The sequence below is a fragment of the Methylobacterium nonmethylotrophicum genome (assembly GCF_004745635.1).
GTDB lineage: Bacteria > Pseudomonadota > Alphaproteobacteria > Rhizobiales > Beijerinckiaceae > Methylobacterium > Methylobacterium nonmethylotrophicum.
In genome coordinates this window covers 21,329-38,380 of the sequence record NZ_SRLB01000014.1, presented here as the reverse complement: position 1 = coordinate 38,380, position 17,052 = coordinate 21,329, and the positions used below count along the sequence as shown (strand labels likewise).

Here is a 17,052-nt window from a genome sequence, read left to right as displayed (position 1 = left end):
CGCCTCAGCCGTTCACCGTCCCGCGACCGCTACTCGACGAAGACCTCGTCGCGCCCGCGGCGGATCGACGGCAGCAGGGCGACGACGAGCATCGCCACGGCCACCAGCAGCAGGCCCGCCGAGATCGGCCGCTCGAGGAAGGTGCTCATCTCCCCGCGCGACAGGAGGAGCGCCCGGCGCAGGTTCTCCTCCATCAGCCGGCCGAGCACGAAGCCGAGGAGCAGCGGGGCGGGCTCGAAGTCGAGCCGGATCAGCCCGTAGCCCACCACGCCGAACAGGCCGATGAACAGGATGTCGGTCGGCAGCGAATTGATCGAGTAGATGCCGACGCAGCAGAGCAGCAGGATCGCCGGGAACATCAGCCGGTAGGGCACCTTCAGGAGCCGCACCCAGAGCCCGATCAGCGGAAGGTTGATGATGAGCAGCATGACGTTGCCGACCCACATCGAGGCGATCATGCCCCAGAACAGGCCGGCATTCTTGGTCATCACCTGCGGCCCGGGCACGATGCCGTGGATCGTCATGGCGCCCACCATCAGCGCCATCACGGCGTTGGGCGGGATGCCGAGGGTGAGGAGCGGGATGAACGAGGTCTGCGCCCCGGCATTGTTGGCGCTCTCCGGCCCCGCCACGCCCTCGATGGCACCGTTGCCGAAGCGGGAGGGATCGCGCGCGATGCGCTTCTCGAGGGTGTAGGAGGCGAAGGGGCCGAGCACCGCGCCGTTGCCCGGCAGGATGCCGAGCACAGCGCCGATCGCCGTGCCGCGCAGGATCGGCAGGCTGGACTGGCGCAGGTCGTCGCGGCCCGGCAGGAGCCGCCCGATCGCCTGCCGGACCACGTCCCGGCTCTCGGTCTGGTCGAGGTTGCGCAGGATCTCGGCGATGCCGAACAGTCCCATCGCCAGAACCGCGAAATCGATCCCGTCGGAGAGGAACGGCAGCCCGAAGGTCATGCGCTCCTGACCCGTCTCGAGGTCGGCTCCCACCGTCGAGAGCAGGATCCCGAGCAGGATCATCGCCACGGCCTTGAGGATCGAGCCGCGGGCCAGCACCACCGCGAAGACGAGCCCCATGACCATGAGCGAGAAGTATTCGGCCGGCCCGAACACCAGGGCGAGGCGGGTGAGCGGCGCGCCGAGCGCCGCGATCAGCACGGTGGCGGCGCAGCCCGCCACGAAGGAGCCGATCGCCGCGATCCCGAGCGCCACCCCGGCGCGGCCCTGGCGGGCCATTTGGTGGCCGTCGAGCGTGGTGACCACCGAGGTCGCCTCGCCCGGGATGTTGACGAGGATCGCCGTGGTCGAGCCGCCGTACTGAGCCCCGTAATAGATGCCCGCCAGCATGATGAGCGCGCCGGTCGGATCGAACTTGAAGGTGATCGGCAGGAGCATCGCGATCGTCGCGACCGGCCCGACCCCGGGCAGGACCCCGATCAGGGTGCCGACGAGGCAGCCGACGAAGCACAGAACGACGTTCATCGGCAGCGGCACCGGGCCGAGGCCCGGCACCTCCACGGGCACGACCTGCAGGACGGTGCCGAAGCCGAGCGCGAGATTGCCGAGAAGGTCGCCCATCAGGCGCCCCCGGAGCGGCCGGCGACGTCGGCGCGGGCGGCCTCCCGGCGCGGCCCGGCGAGCAGCAGCGCGGCCGCGAGCCCGGCGAGCAGCCCCGCGGTGACGCGCACGCGCCCGTCCTGCGACCAGCCGGCCGGGAACAGGGCCGCCCAGGCCTCCGGGAACATCGGGATCGGCAGGTTGAGGAGGTCGCCGAACAGCAGCATGGCGAAGGCGGTGAGGCCGAGACCGAGGGCGAGGTTCTCCCGCAGCCGCGCCTCCGGCGAGGCGAAGCCGCCGACCACCACGGTGAGCGGCCCGGCCCCGAGAAGGCCGAGCCCCGGGGTGGCGACGTCGCCGAGGGGAAACGGCCGGATCGTGAGCGCGAAGGCGGTGATCGCCAGCAGGATCACCACGGGGCCGCGCAAGGGGAGCCGGTCGAGCGGGTGGCCGCGCCGCACGAGGCCGATGCCCACGAGGACGAGGCCGCACAGGCCGAGGCCGATCGCGAGCGCGCGCGGCACCATGCCGGGGCCCATGCTGCGCAGGGTGCCCTGGCCGAGGTCGCGGGTGAGGGTGAGCGCGAGTGCGGCCAGCCCGACGAGGAGCAGGCCGCCCACGAGGCTGCGCGGACCGCGGACCGGCCCGCGCGCATGACGATCGGAACCGGCCGGCATGGCGGATCCCCCCTGGCTGCCGGGCCGATTGTCGGATCCCGCCTTGGCCGAGTTGTGCACGATGGCTCCGCGGACGATCAAGCGGGTCCGCCTTCCATCTCGCCATGTCTGGATGTTTCTGCCTAGATTGCGGCATCGGCAACCGGCCACGGACAGGATGGCCGGCCTAAGGGAGGGGATTGGGATGACGTCCGGTCTGTCACGCCGTTCGCTGCTCGGCGCCGCCGCGCTCGCGCCCCTGGGTGCCCCCTTGGGCAGCCGGGCTCTGCGCGCCCAGCAGGGCTACCCGGCGCGGCCGATCCGCTGGGTGGTCGGCTACCCGCCGGGCGGCACCACCGACGTGCTCGCCCGCCTCATCGCCGAGCCGCTGAGCCGCCGCCTCGGCCAGCAGGTCTATATCGAGAACCGGCCCGGGGCCGGCAACAACATCGGCACCGACGCCGTGGTGAAGGCCGATCCGGACGGCTACACGATCCTGCTCGTCAACCCGGCCAACGGCATCAACACGACGCTCTACAAGAAGCTGAACTTCGACTTCGTGCGGGACATCGCCCCGGTGGCGGGCATCACGCGCTCGCCCAACATCATGGAGGTGACGCCGGGCCTGCCGGTGAAGACGGTCGCGGAGTTCATCGCCTATGCCAAGGCCAATCCCGGCAAGGTCAACATGGCCTCCTCGGGCCTCGGCACCTCGGTGCACATGTCGGGCGAGCTGTTCAAGAAGATGACCGGCGTCGACATGGTGCACGTGCCCTATCGCGGGGCGGGCCCGGCGCTGGTCGACATGCTGTCGGGGCAGGCGCACGTGCTGTTCGACAACCTGCCCTCCTCGATCGAGCACGTCCGCTCGGGCGGCCTGCGGGCGCTCGCCGTCACCACGGCCGAGCGCTCCCTGGCGCTGCCCGACGTGCCGACCGTCGCCGAGACCGTGCCGGGCTACGAGGCGAGCGCGTGGTTCGGGGTCGGGGCGCCCCGGCGCACCCCGCCCGAGCTGATCGCGCGCCTGAACCGGGAGATCAACGACGTCCTGTCCGACCCCGAGACGGGCAGGAAGCTCGCCAATCTCGGCGGCACGCCCTTGCGCCTCACGCCCGAGGAGTTCGGTAAGGTGATCGTCGACGAGACCGAGAAGTGGAAGAAGGTGGTCGAGTTCTCGGGCGCCAAGCTGGATTGATCCACCCCGTCGCGGGCGTGGCGGTCATTGCGTCAGCCCGAAGGCCTTGCGGGCCTCGGGCGCGGTGGCGTCGCGGCCGTAATTCGAGGCGCCCATCTGGAACTGTCGCGCGGCGTCGAGGCCGCCGACCACCACCGGCTCGAAGCCGGCATCGCGCACCAGGGCCGCCGCCACGTCGAGAGCCTGCTTGTCGTCACCGGCGATCGGTATCGCCATCGCGGGCCCGCTGCGATGGGCGTTCTGGGCGAAGAGCCGGTAGCTCGCGGCGTTGAAGGCCCGCACCAGCCGCGCGCCCGGCAGGTACTTGGCCGAGGTGGCGCCGATGCCGGCGCTCTCGGCCTCCGCCGCCAGGTCCCCGTCGCGCGCCTTGGTGGCGTTGCCGGCGTCGAGCACGATCTTGCCCTTCAGGAGCCCGCCATAGGCCTGGCCGAGCTCCGGATAGGCCCGGTAGGGCACCGCGATCAGCACTGCGTCGGCGAAGGCCAAAGCCTGCTCGACCGTGGGCCTTGGCGAGCGGCCCCAGCTTCTCGACCAGGGGCGCGAGTTGCTCCGGATGGCGCGAGGCGAACATCACCGGGTGGCCGGCCTTGACCCACAGCCCCCCGATGGTGCCGCCGATATTGCCGGCGCCGATCACCGCGACCGGGATCTTGGCATCCTGCGCGAAGGCGGGGCCGGCGGCGAAGGCCAGGGCAACAACCCCGGCGCGCAACAGCGTGCGACGATCACAGGCCATCGATGAACTCCTCCATCTTGCGGCGGGCGGCGGCGTCGGGAAGCCGCCCGCGGGCCGCGCCGAGATTGTCCTCGACGTAGCGCACCTGCGCGGTGCCCGGCACCGGACAGGTCACCGCCTCGTGCGACAGGACGTATTTGAGGAAGAATTGCGGCCAGCTCCGGCAGTCGAACTCGGCGGCCCAAGGCGGCAGCTCGCGGCCGCGCACCAGGTTGAACAAGCGCTCGCGCCCGAACGGCACGTTGACCATCACGGCGATGCCGCGATCCTTCGCCAGCGGCAGGATGCGCTCGGCGGCCTGGCGGGCATCGACCGCGTAGTTGACCTGGATCACGTCGAGCTTTTCCGCCTTCATCAGGGCTTCGAGGTCGCCGTATTGCTTCTCGGCCCAGGTGGTGGCGCCGAGGTAGCGGATGCGCTTATGTTCCTTGAGCTCCCGCAGGAGCGGCAGCTGAGCCTCCGGGTCGATCAGGTTGTGGACCGCGATCAGGTCGATCCGGTCGGTGCCGAGGCGGCGGAACGACTGCTCGATCTGCGCCTGCCCCGCCTCGCGTCCCTTGGCCGCCACCTTGCTGCACAGGAAGATCTTGTCGCGAAGTCCCGTCTCCTTGAGGATCCGGCCCAGCACCTCCTCGGCCCGGCCGTAATCCGGCGCGGTGTCGACCACCGTGCCGCCCAAGGACACGAACGTCGCCACCGTCTCGCGCAACGGCGCCAGGCCTTCGGAGTCCGGCGCCACGTCGTAGCGCCGCGAGGTGCCGATGCCGACGACCGGCACCGTCTCGCCGGTCGCCGGGATCGGGCGGCGGATCAGGCCGTCGCCTTGCGCGGAGGAGCGGCCTGACATCAGGCCCGCGGCCAGAGAGCCGGCCAGCACGGCGCGGCGGTGGAGCATCATGCGGGATCCCTTCGGCTCGTCGATCGCCGGCGCAAGTTTAGGGCGTGGTGGGGCGCCCGCCCACGCCGCGCCCGCACACAAGCGCTTGAGGACGGGCTCCGCTCGCGGGAGGGCTCGCGCTCCCGAGACGCCCTCACCCGCGTCCGTTCGGGGCGCAGGCCGGGTTCATCGGCAGGAAGGCCTCTCCTTTCGGGATGGTGCGCAGCACCTCGTAGAGATCCCACGGGCCCTTGCTCGCGGAGGCCTCCTTCGCCCGGTAGAGCACGGGGTCGTAGAGGAGCCGCCCGTCGGCCCTCAAGGTCGCGGGGTGGTCGAAGAACGCCACCGGCATCGCCCGCATGGCGGCGTTGGCGGCCACCGCCTCGTCGGTGCCGGCCTTGTCGACCGCCTTCAGGTAGTGGGTGACGGCGGCGTAGATCAGCGCCTGGTTCTTCGTCGGCATCGCGCCGGTGCGCTCCTGGAACCGCTTGGCGAAGGCGCGGGCGGCGTCGTTCTGGTCCCAGTAGAAGGCCTCCGAGAAGGTCAGGCCGTGCGCCACCGGCAGGCCGAGGCCCTTGATGTCGGTGACGTAGACGAGGAAGCCCGTGAGCGTCTGGCGCCCGCCCGTCAGGCCGAACTCGTCGGCCTGCTTGACCGCCTTGGTGAAGTCGTCGCCGACGCTCGCGAAGGCGACCACGTCCGCCCCCGAGCTCTGGGCCTGGAGCAGGAAGGACGAGTAGTCGGCGGTGTTGATCGGGTGGCGCGAGGTGCCCACCACCTTGCCGCCGAGCGACTCGACGACCGTGGTCGCCTCCTTCTGCAGCGCGTGCCCGAAGGCGTGGTCGACGGTGATGAAGTACCAGGACTTGCCGCCGCGCTCGAACACCGCGCGTGCCGTGCCGGCGGTGAGGGCGTGGGTGTCGTCGGTCCAGTGCGAGCTGACCGGGGAGCAGGTCTTGGCGGTGAGGTCGGAGGTCGCCGCCGCGGTGATCATCACCGTGCGGTTCTTCTCCTTGGCGACCGCCTGGACGGCGAGCGCGATCGCCGTCACCGGCAGGTCGACGACGGCGTCGACCTTGTCGACGTCGTACCAGCGCCGGGCGATGGCGGAGGCGACGTCCGGCTTGTTCTGGTGGTCGGCCGAGACGATCTCGACCGGTTTCCCCTGCACCTTGCCGCCGTAATCCTTCGCCGCCATCTCGGCGGCGGCCACCGAGCCGCGCCCGCCGCTGTCGGCATAGGGCCCCGAGAGGTCGGTGAGCACGCCGATCCGCACCACGTCGTCGGAGATCTGCGCGGCGGCGGGACCCGTCAGCGCCGCGAGCGCGAGAACGGCCCCGCACAGGCCGGTGGTGAAACGGTTCATCGGTCGGCTCCTCCCGGCGCCCGCGTCGTCCTCGCGCGAGGTCGCCCCTGTCGTCACATCCGCCTTCACAGCCGATCCGCGCCCGCGAGGCAAGATCCTCCGCCGCCGAACCTGTGCTTTGCCTAAGAAACACGATTTTTTGCCGTCCCGGTGGGCAGGACGGGCGCGGAAGACGAAATCTTGACGTAAAATCGCTCAAGGGAGCTTCGGCGTCGACGGGCAGCGGAGACGGCTCGTCGTTGCTTCGACGCCCTGGGCTTCCGGTCGCCGGACCTGGAGTCATCCTCCAGGGGGAGCAAAGGGGTCGTCAGAATGCTGAAGCCCGCGCCGAGCCTCGGCCTCTTCGCCGACCTGCTCGACGGCCTCGATATCGGCCTGTGCGTCTTCGATGCCGAGGATCGCACGCTCGGCTGGAACCAGACGTTCCTGTATTTCTTCCCCGAGCATGACGGCTTCGTCCATGTCGGCGAGCATTACCGCGAGAACCTGCTGCGATTCTACCGCACCCGCCTGACCTCCGACGAGGTGCGCTACGTCGAGGAATACGTCGCGAGGGCGATCGCCCGCCACCAGGCCCTGACCCGGCCGTACGAGTTCGAGCATCGCGGCAGCTGGCTGCGGGTCGCGGCCCAGACGATCCCGGGGCTCGGCCGGGTGCGCCTGTGGCGCCGGATCACCCGAGAGGCGGAGCCCCCGGGCGGCAGCGCCGCCCGGGGGGATGCCAGCAGCGGCAGGCCGGACGGGATCGCGGTGGCGAACGCGGACGGGCGCATCGTCTCGGCCAACCGGCAGTTCGGCCAGCTCTACGGCCTGTCCCCGGCCGAAGCCGTCGGCATGACCCTGGAGACGGTGGTGGTCCGGGCCTGGCACGAGGCCCAGGGCGACGCGCCGGTCCAGCCTCCCGCCCAGCTCCTGACCCATCTGCGCGAGTCCCTGCAATTCACCGGGGCGCCGTTCGAGGTGCCGCTGCCGGGCGAGCGCTGGATCCGGGTGATCGAGCACGTCCGCGAGGGCGGCGTGCGCACCGGCGTCCACTTCGACATCACCGCCCTGAAGCGGGAGCAGGCGGCGCTGCGGGCCGCCGAGGCGGAGGCACGCCGCAGCGCGACGCATTGCCGGGGGATCATCGAGCACGCGCCGGCCGGGATGCTGGTGGTCGACGCGGCCGGAATCCTGGTCGAGGCGAACCGCGCCTTCCGCCACGCCCTCGGCGACGGCGCGGCCGCCTGCCTCGTCGGACGGCCGCTCGCGGCCCTCGGGCTGCCCGAGGATGCCGGGCTCCTCGACGCGGTGCTCTCCCGGGCCGGCGAGGACCCGGGGCCGGCGGTGTGCGAGATGCGTTTCGCGCGCGAGGACGGCAGCACGATGTGGGCCCGGGTCTCGGCGGTGCGCCTGCACCTGCCGCCCGATCCGGTCGCGACGCTGCTCCAGGTCGAGGACATCACCGCCCGGCGCGAGGCCGAGCGGCGGATCGCCCACATGGCGCGCCACGACGCCCTCACCGACCTGCCGAACCGCACCCTGTTCCGCGAACGCCTCGACGCGCTCCTCGAAGCCCGCGAGGCCTGCGCGATCCTGTGGCTCGACCTCGACCGGTTCAAGGTGGTCAACGACACCCTCGGCCACGCCGCCGGCGACACCCTGCTGTGCGAGGTCGCCCGGCGCATGCAGGCAGCCCTGGCCCCCGAGGACACGATCGCGCGGCTCGGCGGCGACGAGTTCGCGGTCCTGCTCGGCGACGCCGATCCGCTGGCGGCGTCGCAGGCGGCCGCGCGCCTGGTCGAGGTCGTCCAGGCGCCGGTCACGGTCGCGGGCCGGCCGATGCATCTCGGCGCCAGCATCGGGGTCGTGCTGGCCCCGCGCCACGGCGCCGACGCCGACACCCTGATGGCCCGGGCCGACCGGGCGCTCTACAGCGCCAAAGCCGCGGGGCGCAGCACCTTCCGGCTCTACGATCCGGCGATGGAGGCGGCGGCGGCCGAGCAGCACGGCCTCGAGCTCGACCTGCGCCTCGGCCTGGAGCGCGGCGAGTTCGTGCTGCACTACCAGCCGATCGTCACGGCGGCGGAGCGCCGGGTCGTCTGTCGCGAGGCCCTGGTGCGCTGGCGGCACCCGACCCGCGGCCTGGTGCCGCCGGCGGCCTTCATCCCGCTCGCGGAGGAGACCGGCCTGATCGACCGTCTCGGCGCCTGGATCCTGCGCCGGGCCTGCCGCGACGCGGCCGGCTGGGCCGACGGGACCCGCGTCGCCGTGAACGTCTCGGCCGCCCAGGTGCGGCACGGGCCGCTGATCGCCGCCGTGCAGGCGGCCCTGCTGGAATCCGGCCTGAGGCCGGACCGGCTCGAGATCGAGATCACCGAGAGCCTGTTGGTCCACGCGGACGCCGCCGACCTGCTGCTGGCGCTGCGCCGCCTCGGCGTGCGGATCGCGCTCGACGATTTCGGCACCGGCTACTCGTCCCTGAGCTACCTGCGCCGCTTCCCCTTCGACGCGATCAAGATCGACCGCTCCTTCATCGCCGACATCGATGATCCCGACACCGCCGCGATCGTGCGCGCGGTGGTCGGCATCGCGGCGCAGCTCGGTGCGACGATCACCGCCGAGGGCGTCGAGACCGAGGCCCAGCTCGCCGCCATCCTGCGGGATGGCTGCACGGAGGCGCAAGGCTACCTGTTCGGGCGGCCGGTGCCGCTGGACGGGACGCGGGCGGAGTGGCAGCAGGTCAGGACCTGACCGGCCCGCTCCCTGCGCGCGTCCGATCCCATCCGACACGATCCAAGGGTCCGCAACCCCGATGAGCCCAGCACAGCCGAGCCGGAACGAGAGTGGCCCCACGGCAATCGACGCCCGGGAGCCGGGCTACGACATCCCGGCCCGGCTGGGCGATCCCGTCGCGGCGATCGCCACGCCCGCCCTGATCGTCGACCTCGACGCGTTCGAGCGCAACCTCGACCGCATGCGCGACCGGGCCGCTGCGCTCGGGGTCGCGCTGCGGGCGCACGCCAAGATGCACAAGTCGGCGGACGTGGCGCGCCTCCAGACGACCCGGGGCGGGGCGGTCGGAATCTGCTGCCAGAAGGTCTCGGAGGCCGAGGCCCTGATGCGGGCCGGCATCACCGACGTGCTCGTCTCCAACGAGGTTGTCGGCGAGGCCCGGGTCGCGCGCCTGGTGCGGCTCGCCGAGCGGGGCCGGATCGCCGTCTGCGCCGACCATCCCGAGCAGGTCGCCGCTTTCTCGCGCGCCGTGATCGCGCGCCGGGCCGAGACGGGCGCGACCGGCCTCACCCTCGACGTGCTGGTGGAGATGGATTGCGGCTCCGGGCGCTGCGGCACCGGATCGGTCGCCGAGAGCGTGGCGCTCGCCCGGGCGATCGACGCGGCGCCGGGCCTGCGCCTGGCGGGCCTCCAATCCTATTACGGCCGCGCCCAGCACCTCTACGATCCCGCCGAGCGCCGCGCCGCCCTGGCGACCTCGCTCGCGCTGACCGCCGAGACCCGCGACGCGATCCGGGCCGCGGGCCTGCCCTGCGACCGGGTCACCGGCGCGGGCACCGGCAGCTTCGAGATCGAGGGCGCCTCGGGGATCTACACGGAGATCCAGGCCGGCAGCTACGCCTTCATGGATGCCGACTACGCCCGGGTGCGGAGCGGGGACGGGACCGCGCCGTTCGCGCACGCGCTCTTCGTCCTGGCGACCGTCATCAGCGTGCCGGGGCGGGGCCGCGCCGTGTGCGATGCCGGCCTCAAGGCCGTGGCGGTCGATTCCGGCCTGCCCCTCGTCCACGACCGGCCCGGCCTCGCGGTCACCGGCCTGTCCGACGAGCACGGCAACCTCTCCGATCCCGACGGCCAGCTGCATCTCGGCGATCAGATCCGGCTCGTCCCGGGGCATTGCGACCCGACCTGCAACCTCCACGACTGGTATGTCGGGGTCCGTGACGGCCGGGTCGCGTGCCTGTGGCCGGTCACGGCGCGGGGCAAGGTTTTTTGAAGGGCTGCCGGGCCAGCCCTGCCTCATCCCATCCGCGACCTCATCCTGAGGTTGCGGATGGGACCAATCCTCGCTTCCGCTCCCGAGCCCTTACCCGATCGCCAGCGCCACGCTCCCCAATCCGGGGAACTCCGCCACCATCCGGGTCGGCGCCGTCACGAAGTCCGTGCCCGTGCAGGAGCCGGTGGTGACGACCTGGCCGGCCTTGATGCCGCCCAGCGACCGGGCGCCCTCGTTGGCGAGCCAGACCAGCAGGCGCACCGGGTCGACCGCCGAGTTGCCGCCGGTCTTGTCGTGCAGGACCGTCCCGTCGATCGTGAGCCGCACCGGCTGCGCGACGGGGTCGAGGCCGCGCCACTCGGCGAGCCCCGGCCCGAGCACCAGCACGCCGTGGTTCTGCTGGTCGGCGCGCTGGCTGTGGGCGTCGACGGCGCCGAACGTCGCGAAGCGGGTATCGGCGATCTCGATCGCCGGGTGCATCGCGGCGACCGCCGCCAGCACGGCGTCGCGGTCATAGGGCCCGGCCTCCGGGGGGAGGTCGCGGCCGAAGCGGTAGGCGATCTCGGCCTCCGCCCCGATGACGTGGAACAGGGAGGCCGGGAGGGTGCAGGTCCCGGCCTCGCTCGCGAAGATCGTCTCGGCGTGGAGCGCGGCCCGGGCCGGGGCGGCGGTGGCGCTCGGCGCGCCGACCTTCCAGCCCGCCACCGGGCCGAGGACGCGGGCGACCGCGTCCTGGACCGCGTAGGCCTCCGGCTCGGTCTCCGGCCGCGCACCCTCGGGGAGTGCGGCGAGGCGCGATCCCGTGCGGCGGGCGTCGAGGAGGGCCGCCGCGGCGGCCTCGATGTCGAGGGGCATGGTCACCTCAGTAGCCGAGCGCGCTGCCGTCCTTGCGCGGGTCGGAGCCCGCGGCGAGCACACCGCGCTCCCGGTCGATCCAGATGATCTGGCCGCCCCCGATCGGGCCGGAGGCCGGGATGATGCGGTGGCCCCGCGCCTCGAGGCCGGCGACGATCTCCGCCGAGAAGCCCGGCTCCATCTCGATCCCCCCGCCATAGGCGAAGCTGCGCGGGGCATCGAGCGCCTCCTGGACGTCGAGGCCGCGGTCGAGGATGCCGGTGAGGAGTTCGACGTGGCCCATCGCCTGGTAGTGGCCGCCCATCACGCCGAAGGGGGCCACCGCCGCGCCGTCGCGCATCAGCATGCCGGGGATGATGGTGTGCATCGGCCGCTTCCTCGGCCCGATCGTGTTCGGGTGGCCCGGCTCGATGCGGAAGGACAGGCCGCGGTTGTGCAAGAGCACCCCGCTCTCCGGCGCCGTGATGCCGCTGCCGAAGCCCTGGAAGATCGAGTTGATCAGCGAGAGCGCGTTGCCGTCGCGGTCGACGACGCTCAGGTACACCGTGTCCTTGTGGGCGAGCTCGGGCCAGATCACCGGCTCCTGGGCGCGGCTCATGTCGATGGCGCCGTGGGCGCTCGCCCGCCAGGCCTCGGAGAGCAGGTGCTCCACCGGCACCCGGTTGAGGACCGGATCGGCGAAGAGCGCGTCGCGGTGGTGATAGGCCTGCTTGCAGGCCTCGGCGAAGAGATGGACCCGGTCGAGCTCGGACAAGGCGGCGATGTCGTGGTGCGTCAGCACGTTGAGCATCATCAGCACCGCGAGGCCCTGGCCGCTCGGGGGGCACTCGTAGACGTCGTAGCCGCGATAGCGGGTGGTCACCGGCGTCACGACCTCCGGCGCCGCGGAGGCGAAGTCGTCGAGCGTGTGCAGGCCGCCGAGATCGCGCAGGCGCGCGACGATGTCCTCGGCCACCGGCCCCTCGTAGAATCCGCGCGGACCGGCTTCCGCGATGCGCCGGAGGGTGGCGGCGAGCTTCGGGTTGCGCATCGTCGTGCCGACGCGCGGCGCCTGGCCGTCGATCAGGAAGGTCGCGGCGGAGGCCGGGTCGCCTGCGACGCGCTCGACGCTGCGCGACCAGTCGAGGGCGACGCGGGGCTGCACCGGGTAGCCTTCTTCCGCATAGCGGATCGCCGGCTGCAGCACGTCGCCCAGGCCGCGGGTGCCGTGATCCTCGAGCAGCTTCGCCCAGGCCGCGACGGCCCCCGGCACCGTGACGCTGTGGGGCGAGGTGGGGGTGAGCGTGATGCCGCGCTCGAGGAACCAGGCGTCGTGCGCCGCCGCCGGGGCACGGCCGGAGCCGTTGAGTGCGACCGGCGTCGTGGCGCCCTTCGGCGCGTAGAGGGCGAAGCAGTCGCCGCCGATGCCGGTCATCAGCGGATCGACCACGCACTGCACCGCCACCGCGGCGATGCCGGCATCGACCGCGTTGCCGCCCGAGCGCAGCACCTCGATGGCCGCCAGCGTCGAGAGCGGGTGCGACGTCGCGACGGCGGCGTTGGCGGCGTAGACGGGCGAGCGCCCGGGCCTGGAGAAATCCCTCACCGAACGTTTTCCTCAAAGAGTCGATCGTTGCGATCGACGGAATTGATCGTCTCTGAACCGGTCCTGGGTCGCACAGCGCGCACCGTAAACGGACACGTGCGCGTAAGCGCCGGCCCGATGTGATTCACACGTTTCATCCCACCCGCGACCTCATCCTGAGGTGCACGCGAAGCGTGCCTCGAAGGAGGGCTCCAGGGATCGCCGAGACGTCTGGAGCCCTCATCCTGAGGTGTCAGTCGATCAAAGATCGACTGACACCTCAGGATGAGGTCGCGGGCGGGATGAACGGAGGAACGCAGCCGAGCAGGCTCCATCGCGTGTGTTCCAGATCGCGCTCCGCGCCCCGTCAAGTCTGGGCTCCGCTCTCGCGGCCCCGGAATGACCGGACGGGTATGAGATCGGGTGGCGCATCAAGCAAGGCCTTACACGCCGACCGTCCGCGCCACCCAATGCCCGGGAGCGACCTCCTCCAGGGCTCCCGCCTCCGGGAGGACGGCGGCCGGGCTCTCGCGGGTCGCCCGCAGGCGGGCCCGCTCGGCCGCCGGGTCGGGCACCGGCACGGCGGAGAGCAGCGCCCGCGTGTAGGGGTGGCGCGGATCCTCGTAGAGGGTGTCGCTGTCGGCCAGTTCGACGATGCGGCCGCGCCGCAGGACCGCGACCCGATGGCAGAGATAGCGCACCATGCGCAGGTCGTGGGAGATGAACAGGTAGGACAGGCCCAGCTCCTCCTGCAGGTCCTGCAGCAGGTTGACCACCTGGGCCTGGATCGAGATGTCGAGGGCGGCGATCGGCTCGTCGGCGACGATGAAGCTGGGCTTGAGCGCGATGGCCCGGGCGATGCAGAGCCGCTGGCGCTGGCCGCCGGAGAACTGGTGCGGGTAGCGCCCGGCGAAGCGCGGATCGAGCCCGACCCGCTGGAACAGGCCGGCGACGGCGTCGCGGCGCTCCGCTCCCCCCATCTCCGGCCGGTGCAGCCGGAACGGCTCGGCCACGTAGGCGCCGGCGCTCATCCGCGGGTTGAGGGCGGCGTAGGGGTCCTGGAAGATCACCTGGATGCGCCGGCGCATCCGCCGCATCGCCCGGGCCGGCAGGCTCGCGAGGTCCACGCCCTCGAACGCGACGGAGCCGGAGGTCGGCGGGTTCAGCATCGTCACCGCCCGGCCGATGGTCGACTTGCCGGAGCCCGATTCGCCGACGAGGCCCAGGGTCTCGCCGGGCGCGATGTCGAAGCTCACCCCTTCGACCGCCCGGAACACCGAGGATTTGCCGCCCCACCAGTGGCGGAGCGGGTAGTGCTTGCTCAAGGAGCGCACCGAGAGCAGCGGCTCGGGCTTGACCGGCCTCATCGCCCGGCTCCCGCGGCGAGCAGCGCCGGCAGGTCGTACCAGGCCGCCGCCAGGTGGCCCGGCACGCTGCCCTCAACCTGTGCGAGGGGCGGCGCCTCGGTGCGGCAGCGCGGCGTGGCGAAGGGGTTGCGGGGCGCGAACGGATCGCCCGGGGGAGGGTGGCGCATGTCGGGCGGGCTGCCCTCGATCTGGCGCAGGCGCTGGCGCCCGGCTCGGTCGCGGCTCAGGTCCGGCAGCGAGCGCAGGAGCCCGAGCGTGTAGGCGTTGCGCGGATCGGAGAAGACCGCGTCGACCGGCCCGCGCTCGACGATGCGGCCGGCATACATCACCTGCACGGTGTCGGCGATGCCCGCCACCACCCCGAGATCGTGGGTGATCCAGACGATCGCCATGCCGATCTCGCGCTTCAGCTCCTGCACCAGGGCGACGATCTCGGCCTGGACGGTGACGTCGAGGGCGGTGGTGGCCTCGTCGGCGATCAGGAGCTTGGGCCGGCAGGCAAGGCCGATCGCGATCATCACCCGCTGGCGCTGGCCGCCGGAGAATTCGTGCGGGTAGTGGTCGAGGCGACGGCTCGCGTCGGGGATGCGCACGAGGTCGAGGAGGTCGCGGGCACGGGCTCTCGCCTCGCGCGCGCCGAGGCCGAGATGCAGCCGAAGCGGCTCGGCGATCTGGGCCGCCACCGTCATCGCCGGGTTGAGCGAGCTCATCGGGTCCTGGAAGACCATGCCGATCTCGGCCCCGCGCACCCGGCGCAAGTGCCGCTCCGGCATCGCCAGGAGATCGCGCGCCTGGTCGTGACCCTCAGGGTCGCGGCCACGGAACAGCACCTGCCCGCCGGTGATCCGGCCGGGCGGGCGCGGCACGAGCCCCAGCATGGCGAGCACGTGGACGCTCTTGCCCGAGCCCGACTCGCCGACGATCCCGAGGGTCTCGCCCTCGCGCAGGGTGTAGGAGACGCCGTTGACCGCCCGGACGGTACCGCTCTCGGTGTCGAAGGCGACCGCGAGGTCGCGCACGTCCAGCAGGGGAGGGGAGGCGGTCATCGGCGCTCGCGCGGGTCGAGGGCGTCGCGCAGGCCGTCGCCGACGAGGTTGAAGGCGAGCACCGCCAGGAAGATCGACAGCCCGGGCCAGATCGCCATCCAGGGCGCCTGGTCGAGGAAGTTCTTGGCGGTGTTGAGCATCGAGCCCCAGGACGGTTCGGGCGGCTGCTGGCCGAGCCCGAGGAAGGACAGGCTCGCCTCGGCGATGATCGCCGCCGCGATGGTGAGGGTGGCCTGGACCAGGATCGCCGGTACGATGTTGGGCAGGATGTGGTGGAGCGCGATGCGCCAGGGCGGGTTGCCGACGGCGCGGGCCGCCTCGACGAAGTCTTCCGCCGCCGCCGCCTGCACCTGCGCCCGGGTAAGGCGCACGAAGATCGAGGTCGCCGAGAGCCCGATCGCCACCATGGCGTTGGTGAGGCTGGGGCCGAGGAAGGCCGCGAGCGCGATGGCGAGGATCAGGAAGGGGATGGCCAGCAGCGCGTCGGTGAGGCGCATGATCGCCCCGTCGATGACGCCGCCGGCATAGCCCGCCAGCATCCCGAGCGGCAGCCCCAAAGCCACCGCGAGGGCCACCGAGGTGAGGCCCGCCCCGAGGGACGCCCGCGTGCCGTAGACGATGCGCGAGAGCACGTCGCGCCCGACCTCGTCGGTGCCGAAGAGGTGGGTGAGGGTGGGCGCGGCCCGCACCGCGCCCCAGTCGGTGGCGGTCGGGTCGAACGGCGCGATCCACGCGGCGCCGAGCGCCAGGATGCCGAGGAGCACCACCACGACGAGGCCGGCGAGCGCCCCGCGCCGACGGCTGAAGCGGCGCCAGAAGGCGCGCAAGGCCCCCGGCTCGGGCGGCAGGGCGGCGACCGGGGGAGCCGCCATCTCGGCGGCGGTGGAGAGACCGGCTTCGCTCATGCGCGCCGGAGCTTCGGGTTGACCAGCGCCGAGGCGAGGTCGGCCGCGAGGTTGAGCAGGATGTAGGTCGTGGCGGTGCAGATCACGACGCCCTGCACGGTCGCGAAGTCGCGGTTGAACACGGCGTCCACCATCAGCTTGCCGAAGCCGGGCACGGAGAAGACCTGCTCGGTCAGCACCGCGCCGGAGAGGAGCTGGCCGAATTCGAGGGCGCCCAGCGTGATGATCGGGATCGCGGCGTTGGGGAGCGCGTGGCGCAACACCACCCGGGCGGTCGGCACGCCCTTGGCGCGCGCCGTGCGGACGTAGTCGGATTGCAGCACGCCGAGCATCGCCGCCCGGGTGTGGCGCATCATCACCGCCGCGATGGCGTTGCCGAGCACGAAGGCCGGCATCGCCATCGAGCGCAGGTTCTCCGTCAGGCTCTCGCCCGGCGGCACGTAGCCGGAGGCCGGCAGCCAGCCGAGCTGCACCGAGAACAGCAGGATCATCAGGATGCCGAGCCAGAAATTCGGCACCGACAGGCCCCAGAGCGCGACCCCGTTGGCGAGCCCGTCGATCCAGGTGCCGGGCCGCACCGCGGAGAGGATCCCCATCGGCACGCCGATGACGAGGGCCACCAGCATCGCCAGGCAGGCGAGTTCGAGGGTGACCGGCAGCTTCTCGCGCACCAGTTCGAGCACCGGCTTCTGCAGCCGGATCGACTCGCCGAGATCGCCCTGGAGCACCCCGCCGGCCCAGTAGGCGTAGCGGACCGGCAGCGACCGGTCGAGGTGGTACTTGGCGCGGATGAAGGCGATCACCTCCGGGTCGCGCTCCTCGCCCGAGAGTGCCGTCGCTGTGTCGCCCGGCAGGAGCTGCTGCAGGGCGAAGATGATCATCGAGGCGATGATCAGGGTCGGGACCGCCAGCGCCAGGCGCCGGGCAAGGAATCGCAGCAT

The 17,052-nt window shown here is 72.3% G+C and carries 13 protein-coding genes and 1 pseudogene; 3 read left to right on the top strand and 11 right to left on the bottom strand.

The features are described 5' to 3' along the window. Nucleotides 1-29 precede the first annotated feature (29 nt). A complete protein-coding gene (locus EU555_RS19475) occupies nt 30-1,574 on the bottom strand; it encodes a tripartite tricarboxylate transporter permease (RefSeq protein ID WP_135416889.1) in 1,545 nt (514 codons plus the stop codon). Then, nucleotides 1,574-2,230: a tripartite tricarboxylate transporter TctB family protein gene (locus EU555_RS19470; protein WP_135416888.1), complete on the bottom strand. Its 657-nt coding sequence runs from the start codon at nt 2,228-2,230 to the stop codon at nt 1,574-1,576. Before EU555_RS19470 ends, EU555_RS19475 begins: the two co-directional genes overlap by 1 nt. A gap of 184 nt (nt 2,231-2,414) precedes the next feature. On the opposite strand from EU555_RS19470, the gene EU555_RS19465 reads away from it, so the two are divergent. Next, nucleotides 2,415-3,404 (top strand): Bug family tripartite tricarboxylate transporter substrate binding protein, encoded by a 990-nt coding sequence (locus EU555_RS19465; protein ID WP_245524387.1) that lies wholly within the window; start codon nt 2,415-2,417, stop codon nt 3,402-3,404. Between the two features lie 24 nt (nt 3,405-3,428). On the opposite strand, the pseudogene EU555_RS19460 reads toward EU555_RS19465, so the two are convergent. The 3 genes and pseudogenes from EU555_RS19460 to EU555_RS19450 all read right to left on the bottom strand — a co-directional run bounded on the left by EU555_RS19460 (nt 3,429) and on the right by EU555_RS19450 (nt 6,383). Continuing rightward, nucleotides 3,429-4,140: pseudogene (locus tag EU555_RS19460) on the bottom strand (NADPH-dependent F420 reductase). Continuing rightward, a complete protein-coding gene (locus EU555_RS19455) occupies nt 4,130-5,038 on the bottom strand; it encodes an aldo/keto reductase (RefSeq protein WP_135416886.1) in 909 nt (302 codons plus the stop codon). The pseudogene EU555_RS19460 and the gene EU555_RS19455 overlap by 11 nt, the downstream one beginning before the upstream one ends. Before the next feature lie 133 nt (nt 5,039-5,171). Next, nucleotides 5,172-6,383, bottom strand: coding sequence for an ABC transporter substrate-binding protein (locus EU555_RS19450; RefSeq protein WP_135416885.1), 1,212 nt, complete (start codon nt 6,381-6,383; stop codon nt 5,172-5,174). A 312-nt stretch (nt 6,384-6,695) separates the two neighbouring features. Between EU555_RS19450 and EU555_RS19445 the strand changes: the two genes are divergently transcribed. Next, complete coding sequence (locus EU555_RS19445; RefSeq protein WP_135416884.1) at nt 6,696-9,116, top strand: EAL domain-containing protein; 2,421 nt, start codon at nt 6,696-6,698, stop codon at nt 9,114-9,116. Nucleotides 9,117-9,177: 61 nt separating this feature from the next. Then, entirely contained in the window at nt 9,178-10,374 is a 1,197-nt protein-coding gene (locus EU555_RS19440; protein WP_135416883.1) for a DSD1 family PLP-dependent enzyme, read from the top strand. A 90-nt stretch (nt 10,375-10,464) separates the two neighbouring features. On the opposite strand, the gene EU555_RS19435 is transcribed toward EU555_RS19440, so the two are convergent. The 6 genes from EU555_RS19435 to EU555_RS19410 form a co-directional block, all read right to left on the bottom strand. Then, entirely contained in the window at nt 10,465-11,229 is a 765-nt protein-coding gene (locus tag EU555_RS19435) for a 2-keto-4-pentenoate hydratase (RefSeq protein WP_135416882.1), read from the bottom strand. A 7-nt stretch (nt 11,230-11,236) separates the two neighbouring features. Then, nucleotides 11,237-12,814, bottom strand: a complete 1,578-nt coding sequence (locus tag EU555_RS19430; protein ID WP_135416881.1) for a gamma-glutamyltransferase family protein — start codon at nt 12,812-12,814, stop codon at nt 11,237-11,239. 422 nt (nt 12,815-13,236) lie between these two features. After that, complete coding sequence (locus tag EU555_RS19425) at nt 13,237-14,160, bottom strand: ABC transporter ATP-binding protein (protein ID WP_135416880.1); 924 nt, start codon at nt 14,158-14,160, stop codon at nt 13,237-13,239. Further along, nucleotides 14,157-15,206, bottom strand: a complete 1,050-nt coding sequence (locus EU555_RS19420; RefSeq protein ID WP_135416879.1) for an ABC transporter ATP-binding protein — start codon at nt 15,204-15,206, stop codon at nt 14,157-14,159. Before EU555_RS19420 ends, EU555_RS19425 begins: the two co-directional genes overlap by 4 nt. After that, complete coding sequence (locus EU555_RS19415; RefSeq protein ID WP_135416878.1) at nt 15,203-16,111, bottom strand: ABC transporter permease; 909 nt, start codon at nt 16,109-16,111, stop codon at nt 15,203-15,205. The genes EU555_RS19420 and EU555_RS19415 overlap by 4 nt, the downstream gene beginning before the upstream one ends. Beyond that, complete coding sequence (locus tag EU555_RS19410; protein WP_135416877.1) at nt 16,108-17,052, bottom strand: ABC transporter permease; 945 nt, start codon at nt 17,050-17,052, stop codon at nt 16,108-16,110. Before EU555_RS19410 ends, EU555_RS19415 begins: the two co-directional genes overlap by 4 nt.